This window comes from Salmonella sp. 32020114201800008SM, from assembly GCF_017572025.1.
GTDB lineage: Bacteria > Pseudomonadota > Gammaproteobacteria > Enterobacterales > Enterobacteriaceae > Salmonella > Salmonella enterica.
Map to the genome: position 1 here is coordinate 224,099 of NZ_JAGEQM010000004.1, position 16,057 is coordinate 240,155.

Genomic DNA, 16,057 nt, shown 5'->3' on the forward strand with positions numbered 1-16,057 from the left:
TAGCGGGATAGTTATGTCAACAATATTAGTCAAAGAAAATGAATTGAAAGCGCTGGCGTTTAATAAACTCACCCAGGCGGGTCTTGACGCGCAAACGGCGCAGCAGGTAGCCGACGTTTTGGTTCATGCCGATATTACCGGCGTTCACTCCCACGGCGTTATTCGCGTAGAGCACTATTGTACCCGCCTGAACGCAGGCGGGCTCAATCCAAAAGCAACATTCAGCATCGAACAGATTTCGCCTTCTGTCGCTATTCTGGACTCTGATGATGGAATGGGGCACTGCGCGCTGATAAAGGCGACAGACCACGCTATTAGTCTGGCAAGAGAGACGGGGCTGGGCTTCGTCAGCGTCAAAAATACGTCCCACTGCGGCGCGCTCTCGTGGTTTATTGAGCAGGCGACAAGCCAGGGAATGGTGGCTATCGCCATGACGCAAACGGATACCTGCGTTGCGCCGTATGGCGGCGCGGAGCGCTTTCTGGGGACTAACCCAATCGCCTTCGGCTTCCCCGTTAAAGACAGCCATCCGATGATCGTCGATATGGCGACCAGCGCCATTGCGTTTGGTAAAATTCTGCACGCCAAAGAAACCGGGAAACCAATAGGTCATGGCCTGGCGCTGGATAAAGAGGGACATATCACTACCGATCCGCATAAAATTGAAAATCTGCTGCCCTTTGGCGGACACAAAGGTTCTGGTATTGCCCTGGCGATTGATGCGCTCACGGGCGTCCTGATGGGGGCAAACTTTAGCAACCATATTGTTCGGATGTATGGCGACTATGACAAGATGCGCAAGTTAGCGAGTCTGGTTATCGTTATTGATCCGCAGATGTTGGGCAATCCGCTGTTTTCCTCAATAATGAGCACAATGGTCAATGAGCTAAGGGCTGTAAAACCGATGCCCGGTGTTGATAAAGTGCTGGCGCCAAACGATCCGCAAATCGCCTATAAAGAAAAATGTTTAAAAGAAGGTATTCCTGTGGCTGAGGGTATTTACCAGTACCTGATTGGCTGATAATTATAATCACGACCATTATTTAGGATAACTATAGTATGCTATATGGAAATATAGAGCAGCTTACTTTATTACCTTACGTTAACAACATTATTAAAAAACTTATCATCGAAGCGGTGAAGATAGCTGAAGATCAGCCTGCTGGTAGATATGAACTTTCTTTCCCGGAATCATTTCTTATGATAAGCGAAGGAGAAACACACTCTTCGTTAAACCGCAAAGCTGAACTTCATAAAAAATATATCGATGTTCAGATTTTACTAAGCGGTTATGAGGAGATTGGCTATTCCAACAAAATTGATACCAGGATAAAGGAGCTTGAGCATCTTCCTGATGACATCATCTTTCCTGAATGTGTCGCTAATGAGCAGTTCGTTACATTAAATCCTGGCGATTTCGCGCTTTTTTATCCCAACCAGATCCACCGTCCGCTTTGTACGCGTGGTAAACCTGCGCCGGTTAAAAAAGCGATTGTGAAAATTCCGGCCACGGCATTTAGCGAGTCAAGCTTGCCCTGTCAGACGAAGGAATAAAGAAAGCGCCAAATACAATTCAGGAAGAGACCTTCAAGTCATCCTGAATTACAGCCAGAATGAATAAGGTGGCACTTTTCTGACTTCAGAGCCTTTTCGCGTTGAGGCTAATCGCGGAAAGGCTTTTTACGTTCTGTAAAAAGAGGATGCGGGGTCTCCCCGGTAAATAAGTGAAAATGATACAAATCGATTTTGATGTTATTTTTGTTCAATCTGAATAATATGGTCTTTTACACGGAAAGTGATTGGCGAGGTGTTATGAATCATATTTTTAAATTAGCATTTATTTTTATTGTCAATATTATATTTTTAATAAATGCTTCAGCAACAACGATGGACAAAGTTAAATTTGTGGAAGCGAATGGTATCAAAATTCATTACGTTGAAGAGGGCGAGGGGCCTCCGCTGCTGTTGATTCATGGTGGTGGTCTGACGGCGAAAAGTTGGCAGGGATTAGCGAAAGAGGCATCTCGATATTTTCGCGTCATCATGCCGGACAGTCGTGGACATGGATTAACCAATAACCCGCAAGGAACGTTTAGCTATGATCTGATGACGGAAGATATGGCGGCTTTTGTTAAAGCGCTGAAGCTGGAAAAACCGCTGGTGATGGGTTACAGCGATGGCGGCATGGTCGTTCTGAAGTTAACCAGCCGATACCCGGATCTAGCGCGCGCTGCTATCGTCGGCGGCGCAACGCATCGCTTTGCTACGACCCATTACATGCAGGGGATGGAAATTTTTTATGGTAAAGGAATGCCTCAGGGGCAATTGACGGATCGAGATCTGGATAAAATGGCTTCGGATGCGCCCGGGATGGTTAAATTTTATCAGAACATGCATCATCCAGAGCAAAAAGACTACTGGCGCACGTTTCTCGAAGGTGTCTGGCCAATGTGGACAACGCCCACATCGCTGACGGAAGAAGAGGTGAAAAAAATCCACATTCCGGTGCTATTACTGGACGGCGACCGGGATGAATTTTTCACCGTTGAAGAGGTAACGCAGCTGTACCGGCTGCTGCCTCAGGCGGAGATGACCCTCATTCCCGGTAGCGGTCACGCCATTTTCCAGACGCCAGGAAAAACACCGCTGTTTTACGCATTAGTGCTTGAGTTTTTACAGCGGCAACTCCCTAAGGCCTCTTAACTGACCGCGATGGACGTATGAGCCTACTGATTTGCGCTGGATATATATTTTTTTCGGGCGTTGTCTACTGTACCTGGCTAAACTGACTTCAATAATGCGGTCTGTCAGAGTAAACTTTGAGCCGTAAACAAATTCAAACCCTTCCTCGTCGGGCCTAACGACGCGGGAGGGTTTTTTTATATTGACTAAGAAGAGGTTTTTGCCATGAGCACCTTAGGTCATCAGTACGATAACTCACTGGTTTCTAATGCGTTTGGTTTTTTACGTCTGCCAATGAACTTCCAGCCGTATGACAGCGATGCCGACTGGGTGATCACTGGCGTACCGTTTGATATGGCAACGTCCGGTCGCGCTGGCGGTCGTCATGGCCCGGCGGCGATCCGTCAGGTGTCGACCAACCTCGCCTGGGAACATCACCGTTTCCCGTGGAATTTTGACATGCGCGAGCGCCTGAACGTCGTGGACTGCGGCGATTTGGTGTATGCGTTTGGCGATGCCCGTGAGATGAGTGAAAAATTACAGGCGCACGCTGAAAAACTGCTGTCTGCAGGCAAGCGTATGCTCTCTTTCGGCGGCGACCACTTCGTCACGCTGCCGCTGCTGCGCGCCCACGCGAAACATTTTGGCAAAATGGCGCTGGTACATTTTGACGCGCATACCGATACCTACGCTAACGGCTGCGAATTCGATCACGGCACGATGTTCTACACCGCGCCGAAAGAAGGCCTGATCGATCCGCATCATTCGGTACAGATCGGTATTCGCACTGAGTTTGACAAAGACAATGGCTTTACCGTGCTGGATGCCTGCCAGGTCAACGATCGCGGCGTGGATGATATTCTCGCTCAGGTGAAACAGATCGTCGGCGATATGCCGGTCTATCTGACCTTTGATATCGACTGTCTGGATCCGGCGTTTGCGCCTGGCACCGGTACGCCGGTGATCGGCGGTTTGACCTCCGATCGCGCCATTAAACTGGTACGCGGTCTGAAAGATCTGAACATTGTCGGTATGGATGTAGTGGAAGTCGCGCCGGCTTACGATCAGTCGGAGATCACCGCTCTGGCGGCCGCGACGCTGGCATTAGAAATGCTCTATATCCAGGCGGCGAAGAAGGGCGAGTAAGTTGTTTTGCCGGATGGCGCTGTGCTTATCCGGCCTACGGCTGATTGATGCTTGTAGGCCGGATAAGGCGTTCACGCCGCCATCCGGCACTGTTCGGGGATTATTTGATCCCGTCCGCGCTCATACGATCGCGCACATGCTGTGCGCGTGCTGCAGACGCCGGGTGATCGTCGAACATCGAGCTTTGACGACCCGCTTCCAGTTTTGCCAGTTTCTCAAAGCTGGTGGCAAGTCCTGCCGGACTGATACCGCGTTTGCGCAACAGATCGTAAGAATAATCATCCGCTTCGGACTCCTGACGCTGGGAGAACTGCGAGTTCACCAGTTTTTCGCCAAGATCGCCAAGCTGTGATTGCGACAGGCTGCCGACTACGCCTCCTGCCGATGCCGCCGCAACACGAACGGCGTTAGTGCCCAGCGCGACCTGCATCCCTTTCTTTACATGACCCAGCGCGACATGGCCCATTTCATGGCCGATCACGGCTTCAACTTCGTTGTCGGTCATCATATCCATCAGTCCGCTGTAGACGCGGATACAACCGTTCGCCATGGCAAACGCGTTGACGTCTTTCGTCTCGTAAACCTTATAGTTCACCGGCTGGCCGTTAATGTTATCCCCCAGCGCGGCGGCAATTTTTGCCAGTCGTTTAGTGTATTCGCTGCTCGCCGGCGCGATTTTCGCTTTACTGTCGAGCTCTTGACAGGATTGATCGCTCAACGCTTTTACCTGCGCATCGCTTAACGTATAGGCCTGAAAAGCTTCAGCGCCCGAAGAAAGCAGTCCATTAGAGTCCATATTCTGGCAACCGGTCAGCACCGTCGCCATGCCCAAAGCAAGCAGTAAAGCGCGAATTTTCATTTTTCTCTTCCATACGAATTAATATTATTTTGAAATGCGCCCGTTGCAGATGAATTAGCGCCTGGGTTAAGTATAAAGAAAAGCGTGGCAGGCAAGTTAGCTAATTGCACAACATGCGAGCACGATCCGGAGATTTCTGAAGCGGTAAAAGGATGTTCCATGTACATGACGCGCGGCTTGGGGTAAATTGTTGGCAAATTTTCCGGCGTAGCCCAAAACGCGCTGTCGTCAAGTCGTTACGGGCATGGCCTTTCAACATCCGATCTGGAGTCAAAATGTCCTCACGTAAAGAGCTTGCCAATGCTATTCGTGCGCTGAGCATGGACGCAGTACAGAAAGCCAAATCCGGTCACCCGGGTGCCCCGATGGGTATGGCTGACATTGCCGAAGTCCTGTGGCGTGATTTCCTGAACCACAACCCGACCAACCCGTCCTGGGCCGACCGCGACCGCTTCGTGCTGTCCAATGGCCACGGCTCAATGCTGATTTACAGCCTGCTGCACCTCACCGGTTATGACCTGCCGATGTCCGAACTGCAGAATTTCCGTCAGCTACATTCAAAAACCCCTGGTCACCCGGAAGTGGGCTACACCGCTGGCGTTGAAACCACTACTGGCCCGCTGGGTCAGGGTATTGCCAACGCCGTCGGGATGGCGATTGCCGAGAAAACTCTGGCGGCGCAGTTTAACCGTCCTGGCCACGACATCGTTGACCACTTCACCTACGTCTTTATGGGCGACGGCTGCATGATGGAAGGCATTTCTCACGAAGTGTGCTCTCTGGCTGGTACTCTGAAACTGGGCAAACTGATCGCGTTCTATGATGATAACGGTATCTCTATCGATGGTCATGTTGAAGGCTGGTTCACCGATGACACCGCGAAACGTTTTGAAGCCTACGGCTGGCACGTTATCCGTGGCATTGACGGTCACGATGCCGACGCCATTAAACGCGCCACGGAAGAAGCTCGCGCCGTGACTGACAAACCGTCCCTGCTGATGTGCAAAACCATCATCGGTTTCGGTTCGCCGAACAAACAGGGTACCCACGATTCCCACGGCGCGCCGCTGGGCGACGCGGAAATCGCGCTGACCCGCGAACAGTTGGGCTGGAAATACGCGCCGTTCGAAATCCCGTCTGAAATCTACGCCCAGTGGGATGCGAAAGAAGCCGGCCAGGCGAAAGAGTCTGCATGGAATGAGAAATTCGCGGCTTATGAGAAAGCCTTCCCGCAGGAAGCTGCTGAATTCACTCGTCGTATGAAAGGCGACATGCCGGCTGACTTCGATGCGAAAGCGAATGAATTCATCGCTAAACTGCAGGCTAACCCGGCGAAAATCGCCAGCCGCAAAGCGTCCCAGAATGCCATCGAAGCCTTCGGTCCGCTGTTGCCGGAATTCCTTGGCGGCTCTGCAGACCTGGCACCGTCTAACCTGACCCTATGGTCCGGTTCTAAGGCTATCAACGAAGACGCGGCGGGTAACTATATTCACTACGGTGTGCGCGAATTCGGTATGACCGCTATCGCCAACGGTATCGCCCTGCACGGCGGTTTCCTGCCGTACACCTCCACCTTCCTGATGTTCGTCGAATATGCCCGTAACGCAGTGCGTATGGCAGCGTTGATGAAACAACGTCAGGTGATGGTGTACACCCACGACTCCATCGGTCTGGGCGAAGATGGCCCGACGCACCAGCCGGTCGAGCAGGTGGCAAGCCTGCGCGTAACGCCGAACATGTCCACATGGCGTCCGTGCGACCAGGTGGAATCCGCGGTGGCGTGGAAATATGGCGTAGAGCGTCAGGATGGCCCAACCGCGCTGATCCTCTCCCGTCAGAACCTGGCGCAGCAGGAACGTACTGAAGAGCAACTGGCGAATATCGCCCGCGGTGGTTACGTACTGAAAGATTGTGCAGGCCAGCCGCAGATTATCTTCATTGCGACCGGTTCTGAGGTTGAGCTGGCGGTTGCCGCTTACGAAAAACTGACTGCCGAAGGCGTGAAGGCGCGCGTGGTTTCCATGCCGTCCACCGACGCGTTCGACAAGCAGGATGCGGCCTACCGTGAAGCTGTCCTGCCGAAAGCGGTCTCTGCGCGTGTGGCGATTGAAGCGGGTATCGCTGACTACTGGTTCAAATACGTCGGCCTGAACGGCGCTATTGTCGGGATGACCACCTTCGGTGAATCCGCCCCGGCAGAGCTGTTGTTTGAAGAGTTTGGCTTCACGGTGGACAACGTGATCGCCAAAGCGAAAGCACTGCTGTAATCCTTAATACGGCATAAAACGGGTCGCTTCGGCGACCCGTTTTTATTTTTAGATACATTTATTTTTAGCTAACAAGGTTTTATTTGGGATTTTTATCACAATTTTGATATTTTTTTATTTATTGAATTTGCAATGTATATCACAAAATGAAACTTGCTTTTTATTTTTATAACTATAACAGGTTGTTTTATAGATAAATTATAATCATGTCATTTTAAGCGCTCGCTTTTTCGCCTGGATTGATTTCATTTTGCCGCCCGCGTATTTTATTTTTAACGACAGGTTGTACCCTAAAAATAAAATAAGGATAGTTTATGCGGTTAATAGATTATTTTCCTGAAGCATCTATTACAATAAGACCATTGGCACAAAATTGGCAGGAAGCTGTTGATTTTTCCATGTCATCCCTTTTGGCTAATCGTTATATAAATGAAAATTATATTCAGGCTATCAAAGATTCAACAATCAGTAATGGTCCTTACTATATTCTGGCACCTGGTGTCGCGATGCCTCATGCTCGCCCCGAATGCGGCGCGTTAAAAACCGGGATGTCATTAACATTGCTCAGGCAGGATGTGCAGTTTACCGACGAGGATGACGGCATAAAATTATTAATCGGCCTGTCAGCAGCAGATTCAGATTCACATATTGGCGCTATCCAGGCGTTAAGCGAACTATTATGTGAAGAGGATGTTTTAGCGGCGTTATTAGCTGCGAAATCAGAAAAAGAGCTGGCGGATATTATAGCTCACGCATAATTATTCTCTCCTTTACAGGATATTAATATGGAACACAAGTCTGCTCGTGCAAAGGTCCAGGCTTTTGGGGGCTTTTTGACCGCGATGGTCATTCCCAATATCGGCGCTTTTATTGCCTGGGGTTTTATCACTGCATTATTTATTCCAACCGGGTGGATGCCAAATGAGCATTTCGCCAAAATTGTCGGCCCGATGATTACTTATTTACTGCCGGTGATGATTGGTTCTACCGGTGGACATCTGGTCGGTGGAAAGCGTGGCGCCGTGATGGGGGGAATTGGCACCATTGGCGTTATCATCGGCGCTGATATCCCCATGTTTCTTGGCTCAATGATTATGGGGCCTCTCGGCGGTCTGGTCATTAAATATATTGATCGGTTGCTGGAAAAGCGGATTCCCGCCGGTTTTGAGATGGTGATTAATAACTTCTCGCTGGGTATCGCCGGGATGATTTTGTGCCTGCTGGGTTTTGAAGTGATTGGTCCGGCGGTACTTATTGCCAATAACTTTGTGAAGGAGTGTATTGAATCATTGGTACATGCGGGCTATCTGCCGCTGCTGTCTTTAATCAATGAACCGGCAAAAATCCTCTTTTTGAACAATGCCATCGATCAGGGCGTTTATTATCCGTTGGGAATGCAACAGGCGTCGGAAACCGGAAAGTCCATTTTCTTTATGGTGGCCTCTAACCCGGGGCCTGGCTTAGGTTTGCTGCTTGCCTTTACGCTATTTGGCAAAGGAATGGCAAAAAAATCTGCGCCTGGCGCCATGATTATCCATTTCCTCGGCGGGATTCATGAGCTCTATTTCCCCTATGTGCTGATGAAGCCATTAACACTCATCGCCATGATTGCCGGCGGGATGAGCGGAACATGGGTGTTTAACCTGCTGGATGGCGGCCTGGTTGCAGGGCCAAGTCCGGGTTCAATTTTCGCTTACCTAGCGCTGACGCCGAAAGGTTCTTTCCTTGCTACGATTGCTGGCGTAACGGCGGGAACGGCAGTGACCTTTATTATTACCGCTTTCATTTTGAAAATGGAAAAAAGTAGCGAAGCCGACAGCGAAGATACTTTTAGCGATTCCGCTAAAGCGGTGAAAGCCATGAAGCAAGAAGGCAAATTTTCATATCGCGACGTGAAACGCATCGCCTTTGTCTGCGATGCGGGGATGGGCTCCAGCGCAATGGGCGCCACAACGTTCCGCCGACGTCTGGAAAAGGCGGGCCTGACTATCGACGTTAAACATTATGCTATCGAAAATGTACCGGATGATGCCGATATTATCGTTACCCACGCCAGCCTTGAAGGACGGGTTAAGCGAGTCAGCGATAAACCCTTAATACTTATTAAAAACTATATTGGCGATCCGTGCCTTGATGATTTATTTAACCATTTGACATCGAATTAATATTTCAGGTTTCTGGAGTAAATATGAAAACGAAAGTAGCTGCTATATATGGCAAGCGGGATGTCCGTATCCGTGAGTTTGAATTACCCGACATTACGGAGAATGAACTGCTCGTAAGCGTAATTTCCGACAGCGTATGTCTCTCTACCTGGAAAGCCGCTTTATTAGGCAGTGAACATAAACGAGTGCCAGATGACCTGGAAAATCATCCAGTCATTACGGGTCATGAATGTGCTGGAATTATCGTCGAAGTAGGAAAAAATCTGACTGATAAATATAAAAAAGGACAGCGTTTTGTTTTACAACCGGCGATGGGCCTGCCGAGCGGTTATTCTGCTGGCTACAGTTACGAATATTTTGGCGGTAACGCCACGTACATGATAATCCCGGAAGTAGCGATTAATCTGGGCTGTGTTTTACCGTATCACGGCTCATATTTTGCCGCGGCATCGCTGGCGGAACCGATGTGCTGCATTATTGGCGCTTATAACGCCAATTACCATACAACACCTTATGTTTATGAACATCGGATGGGAGTCAAACCCGGCGGTAATATCGCGCTTTTGGCCTGTGCCGGACCGATGGGCATTGGCGCGATTGATTATGCCATTAACGGCGGGATCCAGCCGGCGCGAGTTGTGGTGGTAGATATCGATGAAGCCCGCCTGGCGCAGGCGAAAAAACTGCTGCCGGTCAAACAGGCCGCCGAGAAAGGCATTGAGCTTATCTATGTGAATACCGCGGGCATGGCTGATCCTGCTGCGCAACTTCGGACATTAACCGATGGCGCAGGATTTGATGATGTCTTTGTTTATGCCGCCGTTCCGTCCGTCGTTGAAATGGCTGACGATCTTCTCGCCGAAGACGGTTGCCTGAATTTCTTTGCCGGGCCGACAGATAGCCAGTTCAAGGTACCGTTTAATTTTTACAATGTGCATTACAACAGTACCCATGTCGTAGGGACATCCGGCGGCTCCACGGATGATATGAAAGAGGCTATTACGTTAAGCGCAACAGGACAGCTTCAACCTTCATTCATGGTGACGCATATTGGTGGGCTGGATGCAGTACCGGACACCGTACTCAACCTGCCGGATATTCCCGGCGGTAAAAAGCTTATCTATAACGGCGTCACCATGCCGCTGACGGCGATTACTGATTTCGCCGAAAAAGGAAAAACGGATCCGTTGTTCAGGGAGCTGGCGCGTCTGGTTGAAGAGACGCACGGCATCTGGAACGAAAAAGCGGAAAGATACCTGCTGGCGCAATTTGGCGTGGATATCGGGGAGGCGGCATGATGTCTCTGGCATGGCCGCTATTTCGCATTACGGAGCAGGCAGCACTGGCTGCCTGGCCGCAAACCGGATGCGGCGATAAGAACAGAATTGATGGGCTGGCTGTTACCGCGATGCGACAGGCATTGAATGATATCGCTATCCGTGGGCGGATCGTCATCGGCGAGGGGGAAATCGATCATGCGCCCATGCTGTGGATTGGCGAGGAGGTGGGTAACGGCGAGGGGCCGGAGGTGGATATCGCCGTCGATCCTATAGAAGGCACCCGAATGGTCGCCATGGGACAAAGTAATGCGCTGGCCGTCATGGCGTTTGCGTCCCGGGGCAGCTTGTTACATGCGCCCGATATGTATATGAAAAAGCTGGTTGTAAATCGGCAGGCGAAAGGCGTGATCAATCTGGCGTTATCGTTAACCGATAACCTGCGAAATGTCGCCAGGGCGCTAAATAAGCCGCTGGAGGATCTGCGTATGGTCACGTTAGATAAACCGCGGCTGAAACCGGCCATTACACAGGCGACGCAACTTGGGGTTAAGGTATTCGCTCTCCCCGATGGTGATGTGGCGGCCAGTGTCCTGACCTGTTTGCAGGATAACCCTTATGATCTGATGTATACCATTGGCGGCGCGCCTGAAGGCGTAATTTCCGCCTGTGCGGTAAAAGCGCTGGGCGGTGATATGCAGGCGGAGCTGCTCGACTTTTGTGAAGCGAAAGGGGACAACGCTGACAACCGCCTGGTGGCGCAACAGGAGCGTCAACGCTGCGAAGAAATGGGCGTTGCGGTTAACCGCGTCTACTCCCTTGACGAGCTGGCTGCCGGTAATGACATTCTCTTTAGCGCGACGGGCGTTACGGGCGGCGATCTGGTTAACGGGATCCAACGGGTTGCGAACGGTGTGCGCACGCAAACTTTACTGATCGGTAGCGCAGATCGAACGTGTAATATTATAGACTCTCTGCATTCATGGTGACTTATCCCCGTCATTCTTCACGTTGCAAGTACGTTGGCGACGCGCGTTCACACCAGTCACTTACTCATGTAAGCTCCTGGTGGTTCTCTCTCTTGCCGCTTGTCTGCAACTCGAATTATTTAGGGTATATACTCTGGGCTTTTCAGGATGAAGGACGGTGGCAAGTCCACGCCCACCTGTAGCTTGAAAGACGATGAGTATATCGGGACACAAATGACGACGCTGACAGAAGACGATGTGCTTGAGCAACTGGATGCTCAAAATAATTTACTTTCGTTTATGACGACGGCACATAACATTTTGCTCCAGGGCATTAAGCGCTTTCTGCCGTCGCTATTTGTCGATAATGATGAAGAAATTGTGGAATATGCAGTGAAGCCGTTACTCGCCCAAAGCGGGCCGCTTGACGATATCGACGTTGCATTACGTCTGATTTATGCGCTGGGGAAAATGGATAAATGGCTCTACGCTGACATCACCCATTTTTCTCAGTTTTATCAGTACCTGCATGAACAGGACGCGATTCCCGGTTTTGCCGACGACATTACCTGGGACTTCATCAGTAACGTTAACTGTATTACCCGTAATGCGCCCTTATATGGCGCGCTGGAGTCGATGAAGTTTGCCGACTTCGCCGCGTGGTCTGAGGTGCGCTTTACCGGTATGGTCAAAACGGCGATGGCGCTGGCGGTAACGACAATTTTAAAGGAATTAACGCCGTGAAAATCGCATTAACGGTTAATGGGCTGCACGTTGAAGCACATTATCATGATGATGAAATAGAGAAGGTTCACAAGCCCTTACTGCAACAACTGGCTAAAATACATGCCGCTAAACCTGAGCGCCGTACCATCGTTTTTCTTAGCGCGCCGCCCGGCACAGGCAAATCCACGCTGACCACCTTCTGGGAATATCTCTCTCGTCAGGATGCTGGCCTGCCGGAAATTCAAACGCTTCCCATGGATGGCTTTCATTACTATAACCGCTGGCTGGAGGCGCATCATTTACGTGCCTGTAAAGGCGCGCCGGAAACCTTTGACGTTGATAAGCTGGCGGAAAATCTGCGTCTGGTGCGGGCTGGCGAAGCGACCTGGCCGCAGTACGACCGACAGCGGCACGACCCGGTGGAACACGCTGTTGTGGTCACGGCGCCGATCGTGATTGTGGAAGGAAACTGGCTCCTGCGGGATGACGAGAGATGGCGCGCGTTAGCGGAGTTTTGCGATTTCTCATTATTTATTCGCGCCCCGGCGGAAACCTTACGCGCCCGGTTGATTGGACGTAAACTGGCGGGAGGATTATCACAGGCGGAGGCGGAAACCTTTTATGAACGCACCGACGGCCCAAATGTGCGCCGGGTGCTGGAAAGTAGCCTGCCAGCCGATCTCATGCTGGAAATGACCTCTACGGGCGAATATCGGATGGCGTGTCCTTAATGATGTTACGCGGTGTTATCGCGCCATTATGCAGCCGTACCACCCGTGAAAAATGACGCCGGGTAAACGCAGCGTCATGGCTAATCGCCACGACGCTGGTTCCCCGTGCCCGGCATGTCGCCAGCCAGTGTTCAAATACGGTTAGCCAGTGGGCGTCAAAATCCCGGCTGGGTTCATCCAGCAATAACACAGGCGGCGCCATCGCCTCCAGACTGGCGACCGCCACCATCCGGCGCTGTGCGGCGTGCAGATCAAGCGGGTGCGCCTCGGCGACGTCCGTTAGCTGGCATAACCGCAGCGCGGCCTGCGTGCGCCGTGAAATTTCCTCTGCCGATAAGCGTTGTAGTTTCAGCCCAAAAGCGACCTCTTGCGCGACATTGCTGTGGAAAATCTGGTTTTCCGCTTCCTGAAAGAGTACGCCGATAGCGGCGGCGCGTTGACGATTTTTAAGCTGCGCAATCGGCCCTCCATTAAGCGTTACCGAGCCGGAAGTGGGGGAAAGCAGGCCGGCCATAATCCGTAACAGTGTTGATTTTCCCGCGCCGTTATCGCCGGTCAACGCCAGCCATTCGCCGTCACGAAGTTCAAGCGAGATAGCGTGCAGACAGTCGGCTGCGGCATCCGGCCAGCGATAAGCGACCTGATTTAACGTCAACATAATGGGGTTAGCGCTCCGTCGCGCAATTGCCATACCCGCTGGCATCGCGTCAGAAAAGGAAAATGGTTACGCTCAAAAAGCACAATGAGAGAATGACGTTCCAGCGCCCACTGTTGTAGCCGTTCCAGCAGCATCCCGGTGGCCGCTGACGTCAGCCGACTGAAGGCTTCATCAAGAATTAACAGTCTGGGCTGCATGGCAAGCGCGCTGGCAATTACTACCCGCTGCGTTTCGCCGCCGGAGAGCGTGCCGGGATGGCGATGGCGTAACGACTGGCAGTTTGTCAGGGTCAGCGCCTCGTCAATGCGCCGTAGAATTTCCGCTTCATGGAGGCCGAGATTCTCCGGGCCAAACGCCACCTCTTCCTCTACGCTAAAGGTACAGCCGGAAAGCTGTAAATAAGGCGATTGCTGCACCAACTGGATGGTGGGCGACTGTTCTACCAGCGGGAGCTGCCCGATAGGGACGCCAAGCAGTAAGCCTGTGCCGTCAATATCACCGGGAAGATAATCCGGATACCAGCCAGCCATCAGTTGCGCCAGCGTATTTTTTCCGCTGCCGTTATCGCCGACTATCGCCACTATTCCGGGTGTTGAATAGTGGAAATCAAAACATGCCGGTGGGCGTGTCGCATCGGACGGAAGATAACGAAACTGCTCTAACGTAACCATATCCACGCTCCCGCTTCCGCCAGTATTAGCAGTACCATGCCATACCGCGCAACCCGTTGTAACATGCTATCTTTCGGCGCCCACAGCGTGGTTCGGGCTCGATGCAGCCGAAACCCCCGCATATCCAACGCCGCGCCGCGTATTGTCAGATCGTTAAGCGCATTTTGCGTAAGCGGCACGATCAGCGCAGGCATTGCCCGTAGCCGCTGATACCAGCCTTCATCCAGCGGTACGCCACGCGCGCGCTGGGCTTCATGAACGATCGTCAGTTGTCGTTTGAGCTGTTCGACGACCAGCAGCGGGCCAGCGAACAGGTAAGCGATGCCGGGCGGCAAACGTGAAGCGAACAGGGCGCGAATAAACCGCTGAACCGGCACATACTGCATCCATAGCTGCGACGTCGACACGATCGCCAGCAGGCGTAGCCATAGCGTAACGGCATATATCCAGCGCTGCGGATCGCGAGGCTGCCCGCTTATCCATTCCGTTAGCCAACCGCCATGTACCAGCCATAGCCCAAACCCTAAAGACAGCATCAGCCAGGCGACATACTTCGCCCGCCGCCGCGTTGATTTCAGCGCCAGCAGACAGAGGAAGGCCGCCGCGCTATAAACCGGGAGCACGGTCTGCGCAGGGAGTAGCAGCGTGGTGCAGGCCGCCAGCGCCCATAAGGTTAACGAGGTAAACGGATGCATTTAGCGTACGGCTGACATCGCAGGAAAATGCCGTGTCGTACGTAACGGTAGCTGACGCAGCAGCACCCAAACGATGATCGCCGTCAGAATTTTATCGACCAGATTAGCGCCTATGACGGTAATCGCGACCGACTCCACCAGGTTTTGGCCCATTGAATGCATCCAGGCGACGAATAAATCAGCGCCGCTACCGGTAACGCCGCCAAAAAGCGCGGTACGAAGCGGTACGGCGACCAGCGTCACCGCTAATGTAATGACGACGCCGCTGACGATCACTTTGGGCAGGGTACGAAACCAGCCTGCGCGCGCCAGCCACCCGGCGACCAGACCGATAACCATCGCTACCGGGGCAAACGCGGCAGCGATAGGGTCGGTAAGCAGCCCCCACAGCAAGTTGGTCAGAAGCCCAGTCAACATGCCGATGAACGGCCCTAACAGTACCGCGCTAATTAAGGTGCCGATCGAGTCGAGAAAAATAGGCAGCTTCAACATGCTAATAAGCTGTCCGCCAATCATATTGATGGCAATGGCGATGACAATCAGCACCAGAGACTGGCTGGAAAACGGGCGACGCGCCATAAAGTACCTCTTAAAGAGTCGTCAATTAACGGGAAGAAATATGCAGTTCGTCATAACCGGAAATGGCGCACGGTTGACGGCTGAACGTCAGCGCTGGCAGCTCGCCGATAACCAGTTCCAGCGTGGTACGCACGGTACACCCTGGCATCATATGGCCGCCGAGCATGGCCCCGTAGGGATCCGATACCGCGAGATGCAGATGCTCGCCGGTCAATTCAAGCGTGCCGTTTAGCGAGATAACTTCAAACGTGCCGGTGAGCGATGTGGTCGCCTCTTGCCCGGCATAACGCAGCGCAACGTCGGTCAGACTGCCGGTACACCCTGCAATCCAGGCGGCATGTAATTGGTTCTGTTGCACAAAGGCGTGTAATTGGGAAAACACTTCCTGGCCGGGAAGCAGACGAAGCGCGTAAAAGCGCGCTGTAGAGGCATTGTGGTGAGATACAGTCATCGTTACAGGACTCCGAGACTCGGACGTGGCGCTGATAATATAGACGCTGGCGACAGCGCTTTCTGATATAAATCAGTATTTGTGACGCGACGATGAAAAGATCTGACGGATGTACTGGTGATTCTTAAATATGGAATAAATTGCAGCGTAAGCGGCCATGAAATGTGATGCAGGTCAGATAA

The 16,057-nt window shown here is 52.0% G+C and carries 17 protein-coding genes; 11 read left to right on the forward strand and 6 right to left on the reverse strand.

Features of this window, described 5'->3' with window-relative positions; all coding sequences use genetic code 11:
• The first annotated feature begins 13 nt into the window (after positions 1–13).
• The 4 genes from J4613_RS13340 to speB all read left to right on the forward strand — a co-directional run bounded on the left by J4613_RS13340 (position 14) and on the right by speB (position 3,828).
• The gene (locus J4613_RS13340; RefSeq protein ID WP_000104231.1) at positions 14–1,021 is read left to right on the forward strand and encodes an Ldh family oxidoreductase; all 1,008 of its coding nucleotides are present in this window, start codon (positions 14–16) and stop codon (positions 1,019–1,021) included.
• A 38-nt stretch (positions 1,022–1,059) separates the two neighbouring features.
• A complete protein-coding gene (locus J4613_RS13345) occupies positions 1,060–1,554 on the forward strand; it encodes a YhcH/YjgK/YiaL family protein (RefSeq protein ID WP_000965540.1) in 495 nt (164 codons plus the stop codon).
• Between the two features lie 192 nt (positions 1,555–1,746).
• The gene (locus J4613_RS13350; protein ID WP_077906089.1) at positions 1,747–2,703 is read left to right on the forward strand and encodes an alpha/beta hydrolase; all 957 of its coding nucleotides are present in this window, start codon (positions 1,747–1,749) and stop codon (positions 2,701–2,703) included.
• Between the two features lie 204 nt (positions 2,704–2,907).
• Positions 2,908–3,828, forward strand: coding sequence for an agmatinase (gene speB / locus J4613_RS13355; protein WP_000105550.1), 921 nt, complete (start codon positions 2,908–2,910; stop codon positions 3,826–3,828).
• 100 nt (positions 3,829–3,928) lie between these two features.
• On the opposite strand, the gene J4613_RS13360 is transcribed toward speB, so the two are convergent.
• Positions 3,929–4,687: a M48 family metallopeptidase gene (locus J4613_RS13360; RefSeq protein WP_000701830.1), complete on the reverse strand. Its 759-nt coding sequence runs from the start codon at positions 4,685–4,687 to the stop codon at positions 3,929–3,931.
• A gap of 275 nt (positions 4,688–4,962) precedes the next feature.
• Between J4613_RS13360 and tkt the strand changes: the two genes are divergently transcribed.
• From tkt to J4613_RS13395, 7 genes are all read left to right on the forward strand, one after another.
• Complete coding sequence (gene tkt, locus J4613_RS13365; RefSeq protein WP_000098647.1) at positions 4,963–6,954, forward strand: transketolase; 1,992 nt, start codon at positions 4,963–4,965, stop codon at positions 6,952–6,954.
• 314 nt (positions 6,955–7,268) lie between these two features.
• Positions 7,269–7,712, forward strand: coding sequence for a PTS mannitol transporter subunit IIA (gene cmtB / locus J4613_RS13370; protein WP_079902676.1), 444 nt, complete (start codon positions 7,269–7,271; stop codon positions 7,710–7,712).
• A 27-nt stretch (positions 7,713–7,739) separates the two neighbouring features.
• On the forward strand, positions 7,740–9,119 hold the full coding sequence (locus J4613_RS13375) for a PTS mannitol transporter subunit IICB (protein ID WP_000400411.1): 1,380 nt from the start codon (positions 7,740–7,742) through the stop codon (positions 9,117–9,119).
• A 23-nt stretch (positions 9,120–9,142) separates the two neighbouring features.
• A complete protein-coding gene (locus J4613_RS13380; protein ID WP_000853169.1) occupies positions 9,143–10,417 on the forward strand; it encodes a zinc-binding dehydrogenase in 1,275 nt (424 codons plus the stop codon).
• Complete coding sequence (gene glpX / locus J4613_RS13385; protein WP_001534136.1) at positions 10,414–11,385, forward strand: class II fructose-bisphosphatase; 972 nt, start codon at positions 10,414–10,416, stop codon at positions 11,383–11,385. The genes J4613_RS13380 and glpX overlap by 4 nt, the downstream gene beginning before the upstream one ends.
• A 213-nt stretch (positions 11,386–11,598) precedes the next feature.
• On the forward strand, positions 11,599–12,108 hold the full coding sequence (locus J4613_RS13390) for an MltR family transcriptional regulator (protein WP_000209974.1): 510 nt from the start codon (positions 11,599–11,601) through the stop codon (positions 12,106–12,108).
• Positions 12,105–12,821 carry a nucleoside/nucleotide kinase family protein gene (locus J4613_RS13395; RefSeq protein WP_000684839.1) on the forward strand — a complete coding sequence of 239 codons (717 nt, stop codon included), beginning with the start codon at positions 12,105–12,107 and terminating at the stop codon, positions 12,819–12,821. The genes J4613_RS13390 and J4613_RS13395 overlap by 4 nt, the downstream gene beginning before the upstream one ends.
• Here J4613_RS13395 and J4613_RS13400 read toward each other — a convergent pair.
• From J4613_RS13400 to J4613_RS13420, 5 genes are read right to left on the reverse strand one after another with little or no spacing between them, the layout of a single operon-like run.
• Positions 12,790–13,479, reverse strand: coding sequence for an ATP-binding cassette domain-containing protein (locus J4613_RS13400; protein ID WP_000956929.1), 690 nt, complete (start codon positions 13,477–13,479; stop codon positions 12,790–12,792). The two genes, J4613_RS13395 and J4613_RS13400, sit on opposite strands and share 32 nt — an antisense overlap.
• The gene (locus J4613_RS13405; RefSeq protein ID WP_111742241.1) at positions 13,473–14,150 is read right to left on the reverse strand and encodes an energy-coupling factor ABC transporter ATP-binding protein; all 678 of its coding nucleotides are present in this window, start codon (positions 14,148–14,150) and stop codon (positions 13,473–13,475) included. The genes J4613_RS13400 and J4613_RS13405 overlap by 7 nt, the downstream gene beginning before the upstream one ends.
• Positions 14,138–14,845, reverse strand: coding sequence for an energy-coupling factor transporter transmembrane component T (locus J4613_RS13410; RefSeq protein ID WP_000553262.1), 708 nt, complete (start codon positions 14,843–14,845; stop codon positions 14,138–14,140). Before J4613_RS13410 ends, J4613_RS13405 begins: the two co-directional genes overlap by 13 nt.
• Complete coding sequence (locus J4613_RS13415; RefSeq protein ID WP_000124001.1) at positions 14,846–15,424, reverse strand: ECF transporter S component; 579 nt, start codon at positions 15,422–15,424, stop codon at positions 14,846–14,848.
• Between the two features lie 25 nt (positions 15,425–15,449).
• Positions 15,450–15,875: a PPC domain-containing DNA-binding protein gene (locus tag J4613_RS13420; protein WP_000218564.1), complete on the reverse strand. Its 426-nt coding sequence runs from the start codon at positions 15,873–15,875 to the stop codon at positions 15,450–15,452.
• Between the last annotated feature and the right edge of the window lie 182 nt (positions 15,876–16,057).

Excerpts from the sequence above, each read along its gene's own strand:
- J4613_RS13340 (WP_000104231.1), top strand. The coding sequence starts at position 14 with ATGTCAACAATATTAGTCAAAGAAAATGAATTGAAAGCGCTGGCGTTT.
- J4613_RS13345 (WP_000965540.1), top strand. The coding sequence starts at position 1,060 with ATGCTATATGGAAATATAGAGCAGCTTACTTTATTACCTTACGTTAAC.
- tkt (WP_000098647.1), top strand. The coding sequence starts at position 4,963 with ATGTCCTCACGTAAAGAGCTTGCCAATGCTATTCGTGCGCTGAGCATG.
- J4613_RS13380 (WP_000853169.1), top strand. The coding sequence starts at position 9,143 with ATGAAAACGAAAGTAGCTGCTATATATGGCAAGCGGGATGTCCGTATC.
- J4613_RS13400 (WP_000956929.1), bottom strand. The coding sequence starts at position 13,479 with ATGTTGACGTTAAATCAGGTCGCTTATCGCTGGCCGGATGCCGCAGCC.
- cmtB (WP_079902676.1), top strand. The coding sequence starts at position 7,269 with ATGCGGTTAATAGATTATTTTCCTGAAGCATCTATTACAATAAGACCA.
- J4613_RS13360 (WP_000701830.1), bottom strand. The coding sequence starts at position 4,687 with ATGAAAATTCGCGCTTTACTGCTTGCTTTGGGCATGGCGACGGTGCTG.
- J4613_RS13420 (WP_000218564.1), bottom strand. The coding sequence starts at position 15,875 with ATGACTGTATCTCACCACAATGCCTCTACAGCGCGCTTTTACGCGCTT.
- J4613_RS13410 (WP_000553262.1), bottom strand. The coding sequence starts at position 14,845 with ATGCATCCGTTTACCTCGTTAACCTTATGGGCGCTGGCGGCCTGCACC.
- J4613_RS13375 (WP_000400411.1), top strand. The coding sequence starts at position 7,740 with ATGGAACACAAGTCTGCTCGTGCAAAGGTCCAGGCTTTTGGGGGCTTT.
- J4613_RS13390 (WP_000209974.1), top strand. The coding sequence starts at position 11,599 with ATGACGACGCTGACAGAAGACGATGTGCTTGAGCAACTGGATGCTCAA.
- glpX (WP_001534136.1), top strand. The coding sequence starts at position 10,414 with ATGATGTCTCTGGCATGGCCGCTATTTCGCATTACGGAGCAGGCAGCA.
- speB (WP_000105550.1), top strand. The coding sequence starts at position 2,908 with ATGAGCACCTTAGGTCATCAGTACGATAACTCACTGGTTTCTAATGCG.
- J4613_RS13415 (WP_000124001.1), bottom strand. The coding sequence starts at position 15,424 with ATGGCGCGTCGCCCGTTTTCCAGCCAGTCTCTGGTGCTGATTGTCATC.
- J4613_RS13405 (WP_111742241.1), bottom strand. The coding sequence starts at position 14,150 with ATGGTTACGTTAGAGCAGTTTCGTTATCTTCCGTCCGATGCGACACGC.